This window comes from Streptomyces sp. O3, assembly GCF_054788135.1.
Genome location: NZ_JBTVYK010000124.1, coordinates 1 through 1,169 on the forward strand (window position 1 = coordinate 1; position 1,169 = coordinate 1,169).

Here is a 1,169-nt window from a genome sequence, read left to right on the forward strand (position 1 = left end):
TACTGAGGTTGAACTTGTGGTGTCGTAGGGGCTGACGGCTGGTTGCCCGCTGCGATATCACCGGGGCATGCGGTATCCACAAGGGGGCGGGCTGACCGCCGAACGACAGTATTTCCGCGAGGGGTTACGGCTGAAGGCGGCCGAGAGGTTCGCCCAGGGCGAGGCGAGCTCGGTGATCGCCAAGGACCTGCGGGTCAGTGTCCGCTCGGTGCAGCGGTGGCGGCGGATGTGGGACGAGGGCGGTCCGCGGGCTCTGCGGTCACAGGGACCGGCGTCACTGCCGAGGCTGAGCCAGAAGCAGTTCGCCCAGCTGGAGGCGGAGCTGGCCAAGGGGCCGGCCGCGCATGGCTGGGAAGACCAACGCTGGACCCTGAGCCGTGTGAAGACGGTGATCGGCCGGCGCTTCCACCTCACCTACACCATCCAGGGCGTGCGCAAGCTGCTGGTGCGTAACGGCTGGTCCTGCCAGGTCCCGGCCCGACGCGCCATGGAACGGGACGACGAGGCGGTGGCCGGGTGGGTCAAGGAGGTGTGGCCCTGCGCGGAAGACTCGCGGCGGTGAGTGGAGCCTGGCTGGTCTTCGAGGACGAAGCCGGATTCTCCATGACGCCGCCGCAGGCGAAGACCTGGTCGCAGCGCGGCCGGACCCCGGTGGTGCGGGTGCGGGGCCGTTCCCGCAGACGGGTCTCCATCGCCGCGCTGACCTGCTACAAACCCGGCCACAGGTCCCGGCTGATCTACCGGCCGCGCCGGGACGACGGCCACCGCGACGGGCGCAAGAGCTTCTCCTGGCGCGACTACCGGGACCTGCTGATCGCCGCCCACCAGCAGCTCGGCGGCCCGATCGTGCTCATCTGGGACAACCTCAACGTCCACAAGGCCGCCGGCCTGCGGGAGTTCGCGGCCTCACGGGACTGGCTGACCATCTACTACCTGCCGCCCTACGCACCCGACCTCAACCCCGTCGAAGGGATCTGGTCACTCCTGCGACGCGGCTGGCTCTCCAACGTCGCCTTCAGCACCCCCGAACACCTCGTCCAACGCATCCGACGCGGCCTACGGCACATCCAGTACCGCAGCGACCTCATAGACGGCTGCCTCGCCGAGACCAGCCTGACCATCAGACCCACCTGAACAACCCACCGACATCACGAGTTCAACCTCAGTAA

1 protein-coding gene is annotated in these 1,169 nt (G+C 68.4%); it reads left to right on the forward strand.

Annotated elements, in window-relative coordinates; genetic code table 11:
- Positions 1-67 precede the first annotated feature (67 nt).
- Positions 68-1,134, forward strand: a protein-coding gene (locus ACX6XY_RS29990; RefSeq protein ID WP_460337757.1) for an IS630 family transposase whose coding sequence is annotated in 2 segments (ribosomal slippage) — positions 68-511 and positions 514-1,134 — 1,065 coding nt in all. Because the reading frame shifts where the segments join, the coding sequence is not laid out codon by codon here.
- The last annotated feature ends 35 nt before the right edge of the window (positions 1,135-1,169 follow it).